Below are 17,611 nucleotides of genomic sequence, written 5' to 3'. Positions count from 1 at the left end.
GCCCCCGCCCAACCCACCGCCGCCGACGACGGGGACACAGGTCCTGACGACGAAGCCCGCATCCTTCCGACCACATGCCCTGCCTGCGGACACGCCTTCACCTCCGGCCGCTGAGAGGGCCGTGCATGTCCACGCGCCGCAAGCCCCGTCATCCCACCCCTGGCCGCCCCAGACTGCTCTCCGATGAAGTCGAGGCCCGCCTGGTCTCCGCCTCCCGCACCGGCATCGCCGTCGAACTCGCCGCCGAAACCGCTGGCGTCTCCCGCCCCACCTTCTTGCGCTGGATGGCCCGTGGCCGCGCCGAAGCCGAAGCCCGCGAGGACGGCAAGGACTCGAACCCGGACGAAGAACAGTTCGTCGAGCTCTATGAGAAGGTGCGAGCCGCCCGTGCCATGGCTGCCGCCCGCGCCATGGCCAACATCCGCCGCGTCGCCGACGGCGGGATCGTCACCAAGGTCACCACGCGGAAGTTCCGTGATCCGGAGACCGGGCAGATCGTCGAGGAAGTCACCGAAGACCGCAGCGCCCCGGACTGGCGTGCTGATGCCTGGTACTTGGAACGGCAGCACCGTGAGCACTACGGCAAGGACGCCACGCTGGCCGTTGAAATCGGCGGAAGGACCGACGGAACGGTTCCCGGAGAGCAGTCCGCCGATGTGACGGCGCTCGCCGAACGCCTGAACGAGACCTTGTTCGCCGTGCAGTACCCGGACCGGGCCGAGCTGGAGGACGGCAGTGTCCTCGATGCCGAGGTCATCGACGGATGACCGGAGGCCGACAGCCCGCGACACAAGCCTCACCCGCAGGGCACCGTGCTCCCCTCCACACACACCGGAGGAGGCAGCACCTTGAGCATCAAGGGCTACGACGTCAGCTCGTATCAAAGTTCGACATACAGCACCAAGGACGTCGACTTCGTGATCGTGAAGGCGACGGAGGGCACCAGCTACATCAACCCCAAGATGACCGCCCAGGCCGCCCACGCGCGTCGCCACGGGCTCGTGGTCGGCTTCTACCACTTCCTGCGCCCCGGCGACATGCGGACGCAGGCCCGGTACTTCGTGGAGCAGTGCACCAGCCGACACGGCGACCCGCTGTGGGCCGACTGGGAAGATCCCCGCGTGAGCTGCGCGGACAAGGACCGCTTCCTGGCCGAAGTCAAGCTCCTGCGCGGCTCCACCCACAAGGTCGGGCTGTACTGCAACACCGACTACTGGCTGAACCGCGACACCACCTCGAACGCGGGCGACGCCTTGTGGATCGCGCAGTACAACGGCCAACCCGGTAAGCCGTCCATCCGGCACCCCTGGCTCATCCACCAGTACACGAACAAGCCCATCGACACCAACATCGCCCGGTTCGCCAGCCGGTCCGCGCTGCGCGCCTGGGCCACCGGCACCACCGAGACGGAGGACACTATGCCCAGCCGAGAAGAGATCGCCCGCGCCGTGCTGGAGACGGACGGGATCGTGGACGCCCCGTGGGCCACGAACGACAACACGACATGGCAGCTCAAGAGCGTCATCACCCACATCGGCGAGCAGGTTCACGCGGCACGCACCCAGCTCGCCGCCCAGGACGCCACCATCGACAAGCTCGCAGACGCTGTCGGGCAGGTCGGTTCGTTCGATCCGGAGGCACTGAAGCAGGAGATCCGCGAAGCCATCGAGTCCGTCACCGTCCGCCTGCAGACGGAAACGGCTGACGCCTGACACGGAGGAGAACACCCGTGGCAGGCGAGACCGCCATCACGGTCATCGGCAACCTCGTCGACGACCCCGAGCTGCGCTTCACCCCCTCCGGTGCGGCGGTCGCAAGGTTTCGCGTTGCCTCCACCTCCCACACTTTCGACCGGCAGACCAATGAGTGGAAGGACGGCGAGAGCCTGTTCCTGACCTGCTCGGTCTGGCGGCGGGCTGCTGAGCACGCAGTGGAGGTACTGCACCGGGGCACCCGCGTCATCGTGCACGGGCGCCTTAAGCAGCGCTCGTATGAGGACCACGAGGGCGTCAAGCGCACCGTGTTCGAGATCGACGCCGAGGATGTCGGCGCGAGCTTGAAAGCCCCCGTCCCGCCCCCGGGGATGCAGGAGCCCCGTCCTGTTCACGGCCCGCCGGTGGCGGCCGTGAACAGGGACGTTCGATGAGCGGGAGGTGTGCGAGCTGGTCCGGGCGTCTGGGTCGCGCTCGGACCGGCCCGCATGAGTCGGGGCAGCGAGATCAGGCGGTGAAGGGTTCCTGCCGTACGGCGTCCGGGCCGTTCAGGAGCACCGCCCTGCGAGCCCCGGTGTCACCCGCCATGTGCACGGCCGACACGCTTTCCGGTGAGGTCTTGAGCAAGCCCCGGTACCTCTCCAGCCGTCCCTCATCCGTGCCCCACAACACGTACCGGCCCCTACGGGATAGGTGCGGGTACAGCTCGGTTGTACCGTCCTGCCGCGCCCAGGTCTCAGCATACTTGCGGTCGCTGAAGATCCGCAGGCCCAAGCGCTCCGAGCCGTACGAGAACGTGTAGATCGTGCTGTCCGGGCCCACAGCGGCCTTGGTGGACATGACGACGCCGTCGGCATCGGTGCATTCCGCTTCGAAGTCGTTCATGGTCTGGCAGGCGATGTTCCCCGCGGAGAACCCCAGGAACATCGGGTCGGTGAACGGGCGCGTCCCGATGTCGGAGGAGGACTTGTCCGCTGTGCTCGCCTCCGAGGTGGAGCTGGCGTCGGTAGCACCCGTCTCGGCCTGCGGCGCGGACGGCCCGTCGACGTAGTGGCCCAGGGCCCAGCTCCCGACAAGAGCCGCCACAAGCGCCCCAGCGACGGCCCACCGCTTCATACGACGCTTCGGCCGGCCAGCCTGCGCTGTGGCCGAAGGGAGCGGGGAGTCCACTGGCGGCACGGGATCGACCGGGCTCAGCAGTTCGTCGAAGTCCTTGAGTTCCTTGCAGTGGTCGCGCACCAAGCGCTCGGCCTGCTCCAGCGTCAGATCAGGCAATGCCGACCTGACCTGGCGCACTGCGGAGCCGAAACTTTGAGGGTTCAGGAACAGGTGACGCTCACCATTGACTGTGACCACACCGACGTCGGCCAAGCCGACAGCATCGTCCTTGTCGTCGCCGTCCAGGACATGAATCTGGACGGGGGGCATCGGGGGCGTCACGATCGGGTTCCCAGTGCCGTTCCGGTCGGGGCGCGCCCGCATGTCAGGCGTACGGCGTCGCACTCAGCAGAACACGCGTACGGGTCACTGGCGCGGACGTGGAGACTGCTGGGTATGGCGCTGCTCAACTCTGCCGGTCGCCTTCCTTGCTCTGGAGGATCTCCGCGATGCGGTCGGCCGTCTTCTCCAGCCGTTCCGGGGTGATGGTCTCGATGTCGGTGACGACGAGCTGCCCGCCCCCGGGCAGCTCGACCTCAGCGCGATGAATCTCCGGTTCGTCCCGCCCGTCGTGGGACCCGGCGTCCGCGCGGGCCGCCTGCGGGTTCTGCGCACGGCTGAACTCGCGCAGCATGGCCTCACGGGTACGTTCCACCCGAGCGGGACTGCGCTGGAACCCCGGCCGCAGGGCTCCCCCGGCCGCAAGCAAACGGCGGCCTTCCTCGTCATGGGGTGTAGGCCCACCTTCCAAGGCCCTCTCCACGCGCTCCTCGTCAGCCATGCGCCCCCGCCTTTCGTGTCTCCTGTGCGCCTGCAACTCGCCTCTTGCCGACTGCCGCGGTCAGAAGCTCCTCCACGATGTCACCAGAGGAGTCCCCGTTCGGCAGGACCTCGGAGAGCTTGCGCAATGACCGTACCGTCAGCGTCCGGACTGCGCCTTCCGTCTTGCCCATGATCTGCGCGGTATGTGCTGGGCTGAGCCCGTCGAAGAACCTCAGCCGGAGGCACTGCCGCTGTTCGGGCCGCAGCTGGGCGAGCCGGGCAGCGACGGCCTGGGCCAGCGCCCGGTGCTCGGCATGTTCTTCGGGCCCCTGCCCGTGGCGGGGTCTATCGAGCGCGAGATGGTCGGCGCAGAGCACTTCGGAGGGACGTCGTTGCACGGAACGCAGATAGTCCATCGACGCGTTGCGGGCGATCGTGTGCAGCCAGCCGAGCAGATTGGTGCCAGGCCGGTAGCGGCTGATGTTCCGCGCGACCTTGATCCAGATTTCCTGGCATACGTCCTCGGCGACGTGCGCATCGCGGATGAAGTACCGCACCCAGCGGTAGACCGTGTCGTTGAGCTGGTCGTACACCTGGCTGAGGGCATCCGGCGCGTCATCGCCACCGGCTGCGGCACGCGCGACGAGGGCTTCGAGTGTGTCGGTCACGGCTGTGGTATCCCCCCACGGTCCCGGTGCGCTGTGGTCGTACAGTGCCGCTCGGATTCCCCGTGACCTGCGTTTTTCCCGTGCGGCGCTGAGGCAGCTTAACCGACGGTGCACGACGCGCATCGAACGGGTTACCGATAGCGTGTGACGCTTGCTGTACTCTGTGGCTCCATTGAGGCCGTTGGGCCGGGAGAGCAACCCGGTGCCGGCAAGACTCGAAGTGAAGGGAACTGTGGCCATGTCTCCGTACGTGAACGCGACCGACCACACGCTGATGCTCCTGCCGTTCGAGGAGTGGATCTCCCTCAGCACGGCTGCGCAGCGCGCAGACATCGATGAGGCCGCTGCCGCCAGCGTCGTACGCCTGGGACGCCGCCGTGGCGTCTTGCGGACTCGCGGCAAGGGGAAGGCCCAGCAGGTCATGCGCGTCTCCACCGACCCGCACCGCACGAGCGATCGTTCGCTGACGCCCCGGAAGTAGAGAACAGCTCGTACGCGGCTGCCAGGAGACCACCGCCCGCGTTGAGGCTTCAAACTCCAACTCTGGCCGGAGCAGTGCTCGGCCCGGCCCTCAGCGGTGTAACAGATTCCGTCAGTCGGCGTACTTATCCGTGCCGGACTGATCGAGACCGGCGCGAGACAGCACGAACCACTCAGCACCGGAAGGCCGCTCGTGATCGAACCACCCCATCCCGACCGGCCCCGGTCAATTCACCGCCTCGCACGAACTTGCTCCACCACCAGCTTGCCCAGCCACAACCCTCAGATCGTCAAGGGGGATTGACCACATTGCGCCAGCAGCGAGAACCGCACATGAAGCTGCCCGACGTCCTCAGCGAACTCGGCATGTCCAGAGCAGCCTTCTACCGCATGCGAGCTATGGGCAAGGGCCCGAAATGCAGGAAGCTGCCCAATGGTCAACTGCGCTTCCGCCGCACCGACGTTGACGCCTGGTGGGACAGTCTGGAGGACGGCGACTGATGGCGTTCAGCTACGAGGTCAGCTTCTGGGAGATCCGCGAGAGGAAGGGACGGCGCAAGCCCTTCGAAGTCCGATGGGTCGTCAACGGCAATGGGAAGTCGGAGTCCTTCCTCAAGAAGGGCCTCGCCAAGGGTCGCCTATCCGAGTTGATATCCGCGGCAGGCAAGGGCGAGCCGTTCGACGAGGAGACAGGGCTTCCCAGATCCGAGCTCCGCACCAAGCTCCAGAAGGTCACCTGGTACCAGCACACCCGCGACTTCATCGAGAAGCGCTGGGATGACACGCCCGGAAAATCCCGCAAGAACTTCGCCGATGCCCTCGCCACCATCACCCCAGCCCTCGTGACGAGCGAGGCCGGGCGCCCCGACGCGCGGGTCCTGCGGCGGGCACTCTATAGCTGGGCGTACAACAAGCAGCAGCAGATCAAGGAGCCGGTACCGCGCGAGGAATGGCGCCAGGCCCTGGACTGGATCGAGAAGCACTCCGTGTCCATCACGGAACTCGAAGACGCTCAGGTCCTCCGCAAAGCGCTCGACGCACTGGGCAAGAAGCTCGACGGGAAGGCGGCTGCCGGCCGGACCGCACGGCGGAAGCGGGCCTGCCTGAGCGACGTTCTCGGCATGGCAGCAGAGGCCAAATACTTCTCGACGGCGGTCAACCCGCTGAAGTCGGTCACGTGGACCGCTCCCCGCACAGCCGAGGAAGTCGACCCCGAGGCCGTCGCTAATCCGCGCCAAGTGCGCCGACTCCTCGACGCTGTACGCGAGCAGAGCAGCCGCGGCCGACACCTGGAAGCCTTCTTCGGCTGTCTGTACTTCGCGGGCATGCGCCCCGCCGAGGCGATCCATCTGAAGGTCGCCCAGTGCACACTCCCGGACGAGGACTGCTGGGGCATCCTCGTCCTTCGTGGCGGAACCGTCCGGCCTGGCAGGAACTGGACCGACGACGGCCGTGCCCATGAGGACCGGAGCCTGAAGTGGCGAGCGGAAGAGGACTCGCGGCCCATCCCCATCCCCCCAGCACTCGTCCGCCTTCTCCGCGCCCACATCTCCGAGCACGGCGTGGCCCCTGATGGGCGCCTCTTCCGAACGAGCCGAGGCGGACTCGTCCAGGAGAGCGGCTACGGCGAGGTCTGGGCGAAGGCCCGCGAGAAGGCGCTGGCCCCGGAGGAAGCAGCCTCTCCGCTCGCCCGGCGGCCGTACGACCTCCGCCACGCGGGGATCTCGTTCTGGCTCAGTTCCAACGTCGACCCTGCTGAAGTCGCGCGCAGGGCTGGCCACAGCTTGAACGTCCTGTTCCGGGTGTACGCCAAGGTCCTGCACCAGTCACAGGAGCGCGCGAACCGGCGCATCGACGCCGCCCTAGAGGAGTGGGGCATGGAGGCGTCCTAGCGATCGGCGGCAGTTCCGCTGCCAGCATTCCTCACTCGGCGGCGGGGCTCAGGCCGACACCCAGCGTTCGGGCACACGACGGGTCTCACGGACGGAGCACAACACTCCGACCGTGAGGCCCGTCACATTTTTTGCCACTCAAAAGTGAACGAACAGGGACAACTGGCGGATATCCAACAGCCCTTCCGGCTCGATCCCAGCGTCAGACGCCGAAGCCGCCGGATCTTGGCCCGCGTATGGCCCGGAAATGCTGGTCAGGGGGCGAGATCACCGCGAAACAGGGTGAGACACGTCCAGAATGTCCGGGTCTCTCGGAGGGCTGTGTTCGACCACGAAGAAACCCCTCAGCATCCTGCGTTTTCGCAGGTCACTGAGGGGTTTCCTCTACTGTGGCGGCGCTAGGATTCGAACCTAGGAAGGCTGAGCCGGCAGATTTACAGTCTGCTCCCTTTGGCCGCTCGGGCACACCGCCTGGGAATGTCGCCGGGGGTCCCGCCGGGGCGGTGCTCCGCGGCAACGGTGTAAACCATACCCGATGCCGGGGGGTGCTTCGCCACCCGGTTGATCAGGGGGCGGCCCCGCGCCCCGCTGTCCGGGCTCGGCGGGCACGGGGGCGCGTGTGGCTAGGCTTGCGGGGCGGTCCGTCGTACGGACCGTTCCCTGACGGATCTACGTACGAGGAGCCAACTCACCATGGCCGACTCCAGTTTCGACATCGTCTCGAAGGTCGAGCGGCAGGAGGTCGACAACGCCCTCAACCAGGCGGCCAAGGAGATCGCCCAGCGCTACGACTTCAAGGGCGTGGACGCCTCGATCGCCTGGTCGGGCGAGCGGATCGAGATGCGGGCCAACTCGGAGGAGCGGGTGAAGGCCGTGCTCGACATCTTCCAGTCCAAGCTGGTCAAGCGCGGGATCTCGCTGAAGGCGCTGGAGACCGGGGAGCCGCAGGTCTCCGGCAAGGAGTACCGGATCGCCGCCTCCCTGCAGGAGGGCCTGTCGCAGGACAACGCGAAGAAGATCGCCAAGGTCATCCGCGACGAGGGGCCCAAGGGCGTCAAGGCGCAGGTGCAGGGCGACGAGCTGCGGGTCACCTCGAAGAGCCGGGACAGCCTGCAGGACGTGATCTCCCTCCTGAAGGGCAAGGACTTCGACTTCGCGCTGCAGTTCGTGAACTACCGCTGAGCAGTGCTGAGCCGTGCGGCCTCCGGCCGGTGCCGGGGGCCGCACTGTGTGCGGGGGCCCGGGGCTACCAGCGGTAGTGCGGGTAGGCCGACGCGGCGTCGGTGGAGACGATCTCGCGGCCGACCGGCACCAGGGAGACCGGGATCATCTTGAAGTGGGCGATGCCGAAGGGGATGCCGATGACCGTCACGCAGAAGGCGGCGCCGGCCGCGAGGTGGCCCAGGGTGAGCCAGATGCCCGCGAAGACGAGCCAGACGGCGTTGCCGAGCGCGGAGGGTGCTCCCGCCTCCGCGCGCCGCACGGTGGTCCGACCGAACGGCCACAGGGCGTACGAGGCGATGCGGAAGCAGGCCAGGCCCCAGGGGATGGTGATGACGAGTACACAGCAGACCAGGCCCGCCAGCAGATAGCCCAGCGCCATCCACAGGCCCGAGAGGATCAGCCAGACGAGGTTGAGGAGCGTCTTCACTCGTGCCAGCCTGCCAGCTTCTCCAGCCGGGCGACACGCTCCGCCATCGGCGGATGGGTGGAGAAGAGCCGGGACATGCCCTCGCCTCTGCGGAAGGGGTTGGCGATCATCAGATGGCTGGCCGTCTCCAGGCGCGGCTCGGGCGGCAGCGGCAGCTGCTGCGTGCCGGCCTCCAGCTTGCGCAGGGCTGAGGCCAGCGCGAGCGGGTCGCCCGTCAGCCGGGCGCCGGACGCGTCCGCCTCGTACTCCCGGGAGCGCGAGACGGCCAGTTGGATGAGCGAGGCCGCCACCGGACCCAGGAACATGATCAGGAGCATGCCCACCAGACCGGGCCCCTCGTCGTCGTCCGAACGGCCTATGGGGATCAGCCAGGCGAAGTTCACCAGGAACAGCACCACGGAGGCGAGCGCACCGGCGACTGAGGAGATGAGGATGTCGCGGTTGTAGACATGGCTCAGCTCGTGCCCGATGACGCCGCGCAGCTCGCGCTCGTTCAGGATGCGCAGGATACCGTCCGTGCAGCAGACGGCCGCGTTGCGGGGGTTGCGCCCGGTGGCGAACGCGTTGGGCGCCTGGGTCGGCGAGATGTAGAGCCGGGGCATGGGCTGGCGTGCGGCCGTCGACAGCTCGCGGACCATGCGGTACAGCTGCGGGGCCTCGAACTCGCTGACGGGGCGGGCGCGCATCGCGCGCAGTGCGATCTTGTCGCTGTTCCAGTAGGCGTACGCGTTCGTGCCCAGGGCGACGAGCACGGCGACGAGCAGCCCCGTCGTGCCGAAGAAGCTTCCGATGCCGAGGATGAGGGCGGACAGTCCCCCGAGAAGCAGGGCTGTCCTCAGCCCGTTGTGCCGGCGGTGCACGGTACGCCCTCCAGGTGGTGCGGCAGGGGAACCCTGAGCCAGGTGGACCTTCCACCTTCCAAGCGGACCCAGCGGACCCTTCCAGTGGACCCTCCCTGCCTGGTCAACGCACTGCGGGCGGGCTCAGTTCCCCCGGACGGCGCGGTGCGACGACCGTCACGACAGCCGCACGGGCGCCGCGGCGGTGCGTCGGGACGGCGGGTCGCAACGGTGCGTCGGGACGGCGCGTTGGGGCGGTGCGTTGGGGCGGTGCGTTGGAGCAGCGTCAGAACCGCGTCAGAACAGTGCCGTGTCGGCGAACCGCAGGAAGAGCTGCGGAGCGCCCGACAGGGCGACGCCCAGCACGGCGGTCCCGGAGATGGTGGCCGTGAGCACACCGGACGGTGCGATGTGCGCCGCGGGGGCGCCGACGGCTCCCCCGGCGGGCGCCGGAGCGGGCGCCTCGTCCGTACGGAACAGCAGCGCGGCCCACTGGAGGTAGTAGTAGAGCGCGATCACCACGTTCACGGCCATCACGACGGCGAGCCAGCCGAGGTCCGCGTCGACGGCGGCGCTGAAGACCGTCACCTTGGCGAAGAGGCCGACGATGCCGGGCGGCAGCCCCGCCAGGCACAGCAGGAAGAAGCCCAGGCAGAGCGCCGCCAGCGGGCGGGAGGCCATGAGGCCCCGGTAGTCGGCCAGGCGGCCCTCGGGGCTCGTGCGGGTGACGAGCACGGCGACGGCGAAGGCTCCCAGGTTCACCACGCCGTACATCAGCGCGTACGCCACGGTCGAGCCGACCGCCCGGTCCGCGTCCCGTGCGGAGTCGGCGTAGGCGGCGGAGGCGATGGGGACGAGCAGATAGCCCGCCTGTCCGACGGAGGACCAGGCGAGCAGCCGCACGGCGCTGCGGCTGCGCTCGGGGCGCTGCCGCAGCGCTCCGAGGTTGCCGACGGTCATGGTGAGCGCCGCCAGCACGGCCAGGACCGGCCCCCACACGTCCCCGTACGACGGGAAGGCGCGCAGGGTCACCAGGATCAGCCCGGAGAACCCGACCGCCTTTCCGACGACTGACAGGTACGCGGCAACCGGAAGCGGCGCTCCGACGTAGGTGTCGGGCACCCAGAAGTGGAACGGGACGGCGGCCGTCTTGAACGCGAAGCCGACGAGGGTGAGCGCCACTCCCGTGGTGGCGAGGGTGCCCAGGCGGCTGTCCGTCGCGGGCAGCCCCTCGGCGACGGTGGCCAGGTGCATGCTGCCGGTGGCGGCGTAGACGAAGCTGACGCCCATCAGCATCACGGCGGTCGCCGTGACGGACGACAGGAAGAACTTCAGCGCCGCCTCGGAGGACCGCCGCTCTCCCCGGCGCAGGCCGACCAGTGCGAAGGCGGGCAGGGAGGCGACCTCCAGGGCGACGACCAGGGTGGCCAGGTCGCGCGAGGCGGGCAGCAGCGCGGCCCCGGCCGCCGAGGACAGCAGCAGGAACCAGAACTCCCCGGCGGGCAGCCCCTCGTCCTCCACGGCGGTCAGCGACAGCAGCCCCGCGACCAGCGCCCCGCCCAGCACGAGGAGCTGGATGACCAGAGTGAACGGGTCGGCGACGTAGCTGCACACCCCGGGGTCGTCGGTCAGGCAGAACGTGGTCCGGTCCTCGCCGATGAGCGGAATGAGCGACAGGCCCGCCAGGGCGAGGCCCGCCAGGGACAGCCGGCCCAGCAGCCTCTTGTGCCGCTCGGCGAGGAACAGATCGGCCACCAGGACGGCGAGCGCGACGAACGCCGTGATGACCGGCGGGGCGATCGCTGTCCAGTCGACGGACTGGACGAGGCCGCCCGCTGTCGGGACGGTCGCCGACGCGTCCTGGGCGCCGCCGCCGGGGATGTGCTGGACGGCCCCGTGCTGGAGGGTCTGCTGGAGCGCTGCGGTCGCGGATGTCATCGGGTCACTCCCGGCAGAAGGTGCTGCACTGCCGGATCGGTGAGCCCCAGGAGGGCCGCGGGCCACAGTCCGGCGAGGACGGTGAGGACGGCCAGGGGCGTCCAGGCGGCGAACTCGTAGCCGCGGATGTCGGGCACCGTACGCAGCGACGCGAGGGCGGGGCGCGGCTCCTCGGGGTCGCCCATGCACACGCGGCGCACGACGATGAGCATGTAGCCGGCGGTCAGCAGGGTGCCCAGTCCGCCCAGTGCCATGAACACCAGGAAGGCCGGCCGGCTCAGCCCTCCTGCCGGGTGGTAGGCGCCCAGCAGGGCCAGCAGCTCGCCCCAGAAGCCCGCCAGCCCCGGCAGTCCCAGGGAGGCGACGGCGCCGAAGGCGAGCAGCCCGCCGAACCGCGGCGCCTTCCCGTACAGCGCGGCTCCGCTCGTCCCGGCGAGCGTGTCCATGTCGGTGGTCCCGGTGCGGTCCTTGAGGGCGCCGACGAGGAAGAACAGCAGGCCGGTGATGAGGCCGTGGGCGATGTTGGCGAACAGCGCGCCGTTGACGCCGGTGTGGGTGAGGGTGGCGATGCCCAGCAGCACGAAGCCCATGTGGCCGACGGAGGAGTAGGCGATCAGCCGCTTCAGGTCGCCCCGGGCGCCGCGCCGGGCGAGCGCCAGGCAGGCGAGCGAACCGTAGATGATCCCGACGACCGCGAAGGCCGCGAGGTACGGCGCGAAGGTCTCCGCGCCCTCCGGCACGCCGGGCAGCAGGATGCGGACGAACCCGTAGGTGCCCATCTTGAGCAGCACCCCGGCCAGCAGGACGGAGCCGACGGTGGGCGCCGCCGTGTGCGCGTCCGGCAGCCAGCTGTGCAGCGGCCACATCGGCGCCTTGACGGCGAGCCCCAGGCCGATGGCGAGCGCGGCGACCACCTGGGTGGTGTGGCTGAGCCCCGCGCCGTGCGCCTCGGCGAGCTCGACCATGTCGAACGTCGGCCCGCCCTGCGCGTTCAGGCCGACGACCAGCAGGCCGAGCAGCATCACGACGGAGCCGAGCAGGGTGTACAGGATGAACTTCCAGGCGGCCGGGCCCCTCCCCTCGCCGCCCCAGCGGGCGATGAGGAAGTACATCGGGATGAGCACCATCTCGAACGCCAGGAAGAACAGCATCAGGTCGAGCACGGCGAACGTGGCCAGGGTGCCGCACTCCAGCACCAGCAGCAGCGCGACGAACGTCTGGGGGCGCGGCCCGGCGGGCATCTTGAAGTAGCTGTAGAGCGCGCACAGGAACGTCAGCAGCGCGGTCAGCACGAACAGCGGAAGGGAGACTCCGTCGACGCCGAAGTGGAGGCGGATCCCGAGCGCCGGGATCCAGCTCACGCTGGACTCGGCCTGCATGGCGTCCGGGTTGTCGTGGTCGAAGCCGAGCGTGAGGACGACGGTCGCGGCCAGCACGGCGCCGGTGACGGTCACGCCGTGCCGCAGCACCGCCTGGTCGGGGCCGCTCCCCCGCAGTCCGGGCGGCGCGGGCAGCAGCGCGGCGGCGGCGCCGAGCAGGGGCAGCACGACGGCGGCCACCAGCAGCCCCTGCATCACGGTGTCGCTGACGGGAAGCACGGCTCACGCTCCTCCGGTTCCGGTCGCGGCGATGACGGCGATCACGCCGAGCACGAGGGAGCCCGCCAGCAGCGCGCTCAGATAGGTCTGTACGTTGCCGGTCTGCGCGCGGCGCACGGCGGCGCCCAGCAGCCGCGGCCCGGCCCCCGCACCCCGCACATAGGCGTCCACGACCTCCCGGTCCAAGAAGCGCACCAGCCGGGCCGACGCCGCAACGGGGCGCACGACGAGCGCGGCGTACACGGCGTCCAGGTGGAAGCCCGCGGCGGCGTGCCGGTGCAGCGGCCCGAGCAGCAGCGGCCCGGGGTCGCTGCCGGTGTCGCTGCCGGTGCCGGTCGGCGGGCGCGCGGCGGCGAACGCGCTGGTGTGCCGCCAGGCGGCGAACGTCAGCAGGGCGCCGACCAGGGCGACACCGGTGGCCAGGACGGAGGTGGCCAGGGTGGGGCCGAGGTCCTCGCCGTCGAACCAGTCGGGCAGCACGGGGAACGCCAGGCCCAGCGCCAGCGAGGGCAGCGCCAGCAGCCACAGCACGGCGGTCATCACCGCGGGCGTGGGCGCCGAGTGCCCGGCCGCACCGGGCCCGGCCTGCGCGCCGCCCGCCGGGTCCGGGGCCACCGCGTCCGAGGCCACCGCGTCCGGGCCCGCCGCGTCCGCGTCCGTGCCCGCCTCCGCGCCCCGCGGCCGGGGGTCTCCCCCGGCGAGCAGCCACAGGCGTGCCGCGTAGGCGGCGGTGAGCAGCGCGGTGACGAGCCCGGCGATCAGGACGATCCAGCCGACGCCCACCGGGACGCCGTGCGCGTCGCCGAGCGCGGCGTGTTCGGCGGCGCCCAGCACGGCCTCCTTGGAGAAGAACCCGGCGAACGGCGGAATGGCGGCCAGGGCGAGCAGTGCGACGGTCAGCGTCCAGTAGGCGTCGGGCGCGCGCTTGGCGATCCCGCCCGTACGGGCCATGGCGGTGAGCGAGTTGGTGCCCGCCGCGTGGATGGCGACTCCGGCGCCGAGGAACAGCAGGGCCTTGAACGCGCCGTGGGTGAGCAGGTGGAAGACGGCGGCGCCGCGGTCGGCGACGGCGAGGGCGGCCGCCATGTAGGCGAGCTGGCTGACGGTGGAGTACGCGAGGACGCGTTTGATGTCGTCCTGGGCGAGCGCGGCGAGCGCGGAGCCGGTCATGGTGACGGCGGCCAGCACCGCGAGGACGGCGAGGGCGGCCGTGGAGGCGGTGAACACGGGCAGCAGCCGGGCGACGAAGTACACCCCGGCGGCGACCATCGTGGCGGCGTGGATCAGCGCGGAGACGGGCGTGGGGCCCGCCATCGCGTCCGGCAGCCAGGAGTGCAGCGGGAACTGCGCGGACTTGCCCGCCACTCCGGCCAGCAGCAGCAGTGCGACCAGCGTGGGGTGCTGCAGCTCGAACCCGGACAGCGAGGAGGTCAACCGGGTGGTGATGGTGCTGATCCGGAAGGTGCCCGCGTCGGAGGCGAGCGCCAGGATGCCGATCAGGAAGGGGACGTCGCCGAGCTTGGTGACCAGGAACGCCTTCAGCGAGGCGGCGCGCGCCGCCGGCGTCTCCCAGTAGTGCCCGACCAGGAAGTACGAGCAGATGCCCATGATCTCCCAGCCGACGAGCAGCACGATGAGGTCGTCGCTGTAGACGACGAGGAACATCGCGGCCGTGAAGAGGGAGACCAGCGCGGCGTACGAGGGGTAGCGGGGGTCCTCGCGCAGATAGCCCGTGGAGTAGAGCTGCACGCAGGAGGCGACCACACCGACCAGCACGGCGACGAGGACGGCGAAGCCGTCGAGGTGCAGGGCGAGCTGGACGGGGAGCGCCGCGTTGCCGGTGGGGGTCAGCTCGGTGGCGGCGCGGAGCGGCTCGTCGCCGCCCTGCCGGGCCGCGACGGTGATCGCCAGGGCGGTGGCGGCGAGCGTCGGCAGCACCGCGAGGGGTCTGGCGAAGCCGGGCGCGGTACGGCCCAGGAGCAGCCCCGCGACGGCGCCGAGAAAGGGCAGCAGGGGGACGAGGACGGCGAGGGTCGTGGTGCTCACGCGTGCTGCCTCCCTGCCGACGTCCCCTGGTCGGAGCCGCTGCCGGCGGCGTTGTCAGTGGCGGGTGCGAGGCTTTTCTCGTCGGCGGACCCCGGGCCGGATCCGTCCTGCGGGGGGCCCGTGCCCTCGCGCAGGTCCCGGAGTCGGTCGATGTCGGAGCTGCCCCGGTTGCGGTAGACGAGGAGCACGATCGCCAGGCCGATGCCGATCTCGGCGGCGGCGATGGCGATGGTGAAGAGAGTGAGGGCCTGGCCCGCGTGCAGGGAGTCGCGGAGCCAGACATCGAAGGCGACGAGATTGAGGTTGACGGCGTTGAGCATCAGCTCGACGGACATCAGCACGAGGATGGCGTTCCGTCTGGCCAGGACCCCGTAGAGACCCACACAGAACAGGAGGACGGCGAGAGTGGCGGGATAGACGAGATGCATCAGCGGTCGCTCCCCTTCTGCCCGTGCCGCCGGGAGAGGACGATCGCGCCGACGAGCGCGGCCAGGAGCAGCACGGACAGCGCCTCGAACGGCAGCACCCAGTGGCGGAACAGCGCCGTGCCGGTCACCTTCGACGATCCGGCGACCGACTCCTCGACGTCGATCCAGGTCGAGCGGAAGGCGTCGATGACGACGGTGAGCAGGGTCGCGGCGGCGGCCACAGCGACGGCGAGGGCCACCCAGCGGTTGCCCGAGTCGGCGTCGGGCGAGCGGCCGATCGGGGCCCTGGTGAGCATCAGTCCGAAGAGAAGGAGGACGACGACGGAGCCGACGTAGATCAGCACCTGGACCCAGGCGATGAACTCCGCGGTCAGCAGCAGGTACTCGACGGCGACCCCGCCGAGCGCCGCCACCAGCCAGAGGGCGGCGTGCACCAGCTGCCGGGTGGTGACCGTGACGAGCGCGGCGCCGAGGGTGACGAGCCCGACGAGGACGAAGACGATCTCGACTCCGGCCGGGGAGAGAAAGCCGGGGTGCGAGGCGGTGAGGGTCACGCTTCCTCACCCGCCCTCTCCCACTTGTCGGCCGTCTTGCGGGCTGCCGCGATCTCCTTGGGCTCCTCGGCCGCGGGGTCGAGCGCGGGCGGCTCGGGCACCGTCCACATCCACTCCCGCAGCCGGTCCCGCTCGTGGGTGAGTTCGTGGATGTCCGTCTCCGCGTACTCGAACTCGGGCGACCAGAACAGCGCGTCGAAGGGACACACCTCAATGCAGATACCGCAGTACATGCACAGCGCGAAGTCGATGGCGAAGCGGTCCAGGACGTTGCGGCTGCGCTCGCGTCCGCCCGGCGCCGCGGGCGGCACCGTCTCCTTGTGCGAGTCGATGTAGATGCACCAGTCGGGGCACTCGCGGGCGCAGAGCATGCAGACCGTGCAGTTCTCCTCGAAGAGTCCGATGACGCCGCGGGAGCGCGGCGGCAGGTCGGGCTGCACATCCGGGTAGTGCTCGGTGACCGAGCGCCGGGTCATGGTGCGGAAAGTGACCGCCAGTCCCTTGGCGAGACCGGAGCCGAACACTGCCGTGGTGCGGGGCACGGCTACATCACCACCTTGACGACGCCGGTGAGGGCGATCTGCAGCAGGGCGAGCGGGACCAGCACCGTCCAGGCCACGCGCTGCAGCTGGTCCTCGCGCAGCCGGGGATAGCTCACCCGGAGCCAGATGACGCCGAAGGCCAGGACGCCGGTCTTCAGCAGCATCCACAGCCAGCCGAGCGTCCCGGCGAACGGTCCGTGCCAGCCGCCGAGGAAGAGCACGGCGGTCAGTGCGGAGACGACGACGATGCCCGCGTACTCGGCGAGGAGGAAGAGGGCGAAGCGCAGCCCGGTGTACTCGGTGTAGGCGCCGAAGATGATCTCGGCGTCCGCGATGGGAGCGTCGAAGGGAGGGCGCTGCAGCTCGGCCAGCCCGGCCGTGAAGAAGACGAGACCGCCGATGATCTGCCAGGGCAGCCACCACCACTCCCAGGCGTCCAGGATGCCGGGCAGCGAGAGGGTGCCGGCCGCCATGGCGACGGAGGCGGCGGCGAGCAGCATCGGCAGCTCGTACGCCATCAGCTGCGCCGCGGTGCGCAACCCGCCCAGCAGGGAGAACTTGTTGGCCGAGGCCCAGCCGCCCATCAGCGAGCCGAGCACGCCCACGCCCATCACGGCGAGGACGAAGAAGATACCCGCGTCGATCGCCTGCCCGACCCCGCCGTCGGGGGCGACCGGGATCGCGACGAGGACGAGGAGGTAGGGGATGAGCGCGACGGCGGGCGCGAGCTGGAAGATGCGCCGGTCGGCCGCGGCCGGGACGACATCCTCCTTCTGCGCGAACTTGACGCCGTCGGCGACGAGCTGGGCCCAGCCGTGGAAGCCGCCCGCGTACATGGGGCCGACACGGCCCTGCATATGGGCCATGACCTTGTGCTCGGTCTGACCGACGAGGAGCGGCAGCAGGAGGAACGCGAGCAGTACGGCGACCAGGCGCAGCGTGACGTCGAGCGCGTCCATCAGTCGTCGGCCCCTCTCGCCGTGCCACCGGTGTCGCCCGTGTCACCTGTGTCGTCCGTGTCACCTGTGTCGCCCGGCTCGGCCGTGCCGCCGTCCGGGGGTGCGGGGTGCGCGCGGTGCCAGGGGGCGTCCGCGGACCGGGGCGCGTCCGCGGCCCCGGAAGCGGAGGTCTCCGGGGATGCCGGGGGCGTCTCCGGGGACGGCGGCTGCTCGGGCGTCTCGGGTGTCTCGGACGCCTCGGGTGTCGCCGATGTCCCGGGGGTCCCGGGGGTCCCGGGCCGCTCGGTGCGCTGGCTCGCGGAGCCCGCGCTCGCGCTGCGGGTGCGGCGCGGCGGGCGGTCGCCCCCGGCGCCGCGGGACCGCGCCGGCCGGGCCGGGGCGGGC

The 17,611-nt window shown here is 70.3% G+C and carries 18 protein-coding genes, 1 tRNA gene and 2 pseudogenes; 7 read left to right on the top strand and 14 right to left on the bottom strand.

Annotated features, from left to right (window positions below):
- The first annotated feature begins 125 nt into the window (after nucleotides 1-125).
- From G5C65_RS13500 to G5C65_RS13490, 3 genes and pseudogenes are all read left to right on the top strand, one after another.
- Nucleotides 126-767 (top strand): hypothetical protein, encoded by a 642-nt coding sequence (locus G5C65_RS13500; RefSeq protein ID WP_165299040.1) that lies wholly within the window; start codon nucleotides 126-128, stop codon nucleotides 765-767.
- An 81-nt stretch (nucleotides 768-848) separates the two neighbouring features.
- A complete protein-coding gene (locus G5C65_RS13495) occupies nucleotides 849-1,712 on the top strand; it encodes a glycoside hydrolase family 25 protein (protein WP_165299039.1) in 864 nt (287 codons plus the stop codon).
- A 17-nt stretch (nucleotides 1,713-1,729) separates the two neighbouring features.
- Nucleotides 1,730-2,065, top strand: a pseudogene (locus G5C65_RS13490) (single-stranded DNA-binding protein); the annotation flags it as partial.
- Nucleotides 2,066-2,219: 154 nt separating this feature from the next.
- Here G5C65_RS13490 and G5C65_RS13485 read toward each other — a convergent pair.
- From G5C65_RS13485 to G5C65_RS13475, 3 genes are all read right to left on the bottom strand, one after another.
- Nucleotides 2,220-3,152: a hypothetical protein gene (locus G5C65_RS13485; protein ID WP_165299037.1), complete on the bottom strand. Its 933-nt coding sequence runs from the start codon at nucleotides 3,150-3,152 to the stop codon at nucleotides 2,220-2,222.
- 124 nt (nucleotides 3,153-3,276) lie between these two features.
- Entirely contained in the window at nucleotides 3,277-3,525 is a 249-nt protein-coding gene (locus tag G5C65_RS13480; protein WP_165299036.1) for a hypothetical protein, read from the bottom strand.
- A gap of 118 nt (nucleotides 3,526-3,643) precedes the next feature.
- Nucleotides 3,644-4,300 (bottom strand): sigma-70 family RNA polymerase sigma factor, encoded by a 657-nt coding sequence (locus G5C65_RS13475; protein WP_165299035.1) that lies wholly within the window; start codon nucleotides 4,298-4,300, stop codon nucleotides 3,644-3,646.
- 238 nt (nucleotides 4,301-4,538) lie between these two features.
- On the opposite strand from G5C65_RS13475, the gene G5C65_RS13470 reads away from it, so the two are divergent.
- The 3 genes from G5C65_RS13470 to G5C65_RS13460 all read left to right on the top strand — a co-directional run bounded on the left by G5C65_RS13470 (nucleotide 4,539) and on the right by G5C65_RS13460 (nucleotide 6,672).
- Entirely contained in the window at nucleotides 4,539-4,781 is a 243-nt protein-coding gene (locus tag G5C65_RS13470; protein ID WP_165299034.1) for a hypothetical protein, read from the top strand.
- Between the two features lie 332 nt (nucleotides 4,782-5,113).
- The gene (locus G5C65_RS13465) at nucleotides 5,114-5,281 is read left to right on the top strand and encodes a helix-turn-helix transcriptional regulator (RefSeq protein ID WP_165299033.1); all 168 of its coding nucleotides are present in this window, start codon (nucleotides 5,114-5,116) and stop codon (nucleotides 5,279-5,281) included.
- Nucleotides 5,281-6,672 (top strand): tyrosine-type recombinase/integrase, encoded by a 1,392-nt coding sequence (locus tag G5C65_RS13460; RefSeq protein WP_165299032.1) that lies wholly within the window; start codon nucleotides 5,281-5,283, stop codon nucleotides 6,670-6,672. The genes G5C65_RS13465 and G5C65_RS13460 overlap by 1 nt, the downstream gene beginning before the upstream one ends.
- A 390-nt stretch (nucleotides 6,673-7,062) precedes the next feature.
- On the opposite strand, the gene G5C65_RS13455 is transcribed toward G5C65_RS13460, so the two are convergent.
- Nucleotides 7,063-7,144, bottom strand: a tRNA-Tyr gene (locus G5C65_RS13455).
- 221 nt (nucleotides 7,145-7,365) lie between these two features.
- Here G5C65_RS13455 and G5C65_RS13450 point away from each other — a divergent pair.
- The gene (locus G5C65_RS13450) at nucleotides 7,366-7,854 is read left to right on the top strand and encodes a YajQ family cyclic di-GMP-binding protein (RefSeq protein WP_165299031.1); all 489 of its coding nucleotides are present in this window, start codon (nucleotides 7,366-7,368) and stop codon (nucleotides 7,852-7,854) included.
- Nucleotides 7,855-7,918: 64 nt separating this feature from the next.
- Here G5C65_RS13450 and G5C65_RS13445 read toward each other — a convergent pair whose 3' ends face one another.
- From G5C65_RS13445 to G5C65_RS38525, 10 genes and pseudogenes are all read right to left on the bottom strand, one after another.
- Nucleotides 7,919-8,323: a YccF domain-containing protein gene (locus G5C65_RS13445; RefSeq protein ID WP_165299030.1), complete on the bottom strand. Its 405-nt coding sequence runs from the start codon at nucleotides 8,321-8,323 to the stop codon at nucleotides 7,919-7,921.
- Nucleotides 8,320-9,183, bottom strand: a complete 864-nt coding sequence (gene htpX / locus G5C65_RS13440; protein WP_165299029.1) for a zinc metalloprotease HtpX — start codon at nucleotides 9,181-9,183, stop codon at nucleotides 8,320-8,322. The genes G5C65_RS13445 and htpX overlap by 4 nt, the downstream gene beginning before the upstream one ends.
- 276 nt (nucleotides 9,184-9,459) lie before the next feature.
- Nucleotides 9,460-11,100, bottom strand: coding sequence for an NADH-quinone oxidoreductase subunit N (locus tag G5C65_RS13435; RefSeq protein ID WP_165299028.1), 1,641 nt, complete (start codon nucleotides 11,098-11,100; stop codon nucleotides 9,460-9,462).
- Nucleotides 11,097-12,674: a complex I subunit 4 family protein gene (locus G5C65_RS13430; RefSeq protein WP_165299043.1), complete on the bottom strand. Its 1,578-nt coding sequence runs from the start codon at nucleotides 12,672-12,674 to the stop codon at nucleotides 11,097-11,099. The genes G5C65_RS13435 and G5C65_RS13430 overlap by 4 nt, the downstream gene beginning before the upstream one ends.
- Before the next feature lie 27 nt (nucleotides 12,675-12,701).
- On the bottom strand, nucleotides 12,702-14,744 hold the full coding sequence (locus tag G5C65_RS13425; RefSeq protein ID WP_165299027.1) for an NADH-quinone oxidoreductase subunit L: 2,043 nt from the start codon (nucleotides 14,742-14,744) through the stop codon (nucleotides 12,702-12,704).
- Complete coding sequence (gene nuoK / locus G5C65_RS13420; protein ID WP_165299026.1) at nucleotides 14,741-15,172, bottom strand: NADH-quinone oxidoreductase subunit NuoK; 432 nt, start codon at nucleotides 15,170-15,172, stop codon at nucleotides 14,741-14,743. Before nuoK ends, G5C65_RS13425 begins: the two co-directional genes overlap by 4 nt.
- Nucleotides 15,172-15,726 carry an NADH-quinone oxidoreductase subunit J gene (locus G5C65_RS13415; protein WP_165299025.1) on the bottom strand — a complete coding sequence of 185 codons (555 nt, stop codon included), beginning with the start codon at nucleotides 15,724-15,726 and terminating at the stop codon, nucleotides 15,172-15,174. The genes nuoK and G5C65_RS13415 overlap by 1 nt, the downstream gene beginning before the upstream one ends.
- Nucleotides 15,723-16,202, bottom strand: a complete 480-nt coding sequence (locus G5C65_RS13410; protein WP_165299042.1) for a 4Fe-4S binding protein — start codon at nucleotides 16,200-16,202, stop codon at nucleotides 15,723-15,725. The genes G5C65_RS13415 and G5C65_RS13410 overlap by 4 nt, the downstream gene beginning before the upstream one ends.
- Nucleotides 16,203-16,270: 68 nt before the next feature.
- Nucleotides 16,271-17,227: a complex I subunit 1/NuoH family protein gene (locus G5C65_RS13405; RefSeq protein WP_420903307.1), complete on the bottom strand. Its 957-nt coding sequence runs from the start codon at nucleotides 17,225-17,227 to the stop codon at nucleotides 16,271-16,273.
- Nucleotides 17,227-17,611: pseudogene (locus tag G5C65_RS38525) on the bottom strand (hypothetical protein); the annotation flags it as partial. The pseudogene G5C65_RS38525 and the gene G5C65_RS13405, both read right to left, overlap by 1 nt.

Origin of the sequence: Streptomyces boncukensis (assembly GCF_011045075.1) — a bacterium.
In the GTDB taxonomy this organism is placed as follows: domain Bacteria; phylum Actinomycetota; class Actinomycetes; order Streptomycetales; family Streptomycetaceae; genus Streptomyces; species Streptomyces boncukensis.
The sequence above is the reverse complement of the archived record's forward strand: the minus strand, read 5'-3'. Positions and strand labels throughout refer to the sequence as shown.